At 66.1% G+C, this 502-nt stretch carries 1 protein-coding gene; it reads left to right on the forward strand.

The features are described from left to right. Positions 1–502: HNH endonuclease signature motif containing protein (locus ABQE44_RS25815; RefSeq protein ID WP_448432661.1), on the forward strand; the 502-nt coding region annotated here is incomplete at both ends.

The following is a 502-nucleotide window of genomic DNA, read 5'->3' on the forward strand; positions in this document are numbered from 1 at the left end:
GCCAAGACGGTGGAGTTCATCGGCTTTCGTGATCTGACCTGTCGCTGGCCCGGGTGCGACCGGCCCGCACAACGCTGCGACGTTGACCACACGCTGCCGTGGCCGGCCGGGCCCACGCACCCGTCGAACACCAAGCTCTATTGCCGCACCCATCATTTGATCAAAACGTTTTTCAGCGGGCCCGGTGGCTGGAGCGAGCAGCAGCGCCCGGACGGAACCATCGTGTTGACCTCCCCGACCGGACACACCTACCTCAGCGAGGCCCACGGCGCGACGATGTTTTCCACGCTGGGCCGGTGCACCGGAGAGCTGAACCTGCCCACCGAACCGCCACCGCCGCACCCCGACCGGCTGGCGATGATGCCGCGACGCAAACGCACCCGCGACCAAGACCGCCAAGCCCGCATCAACGCCGAACGCCGCGAACGCGCCGAAATCATCGCCGAACAAAAACGCCAACACCAAGCCTGGCTCGCCGCCAACGAACAACCACCACCCTTCT

The sequence above is a fragment of the Mycolicibacterium sp. XJ2546 genome, assembly GCF_053483195.1.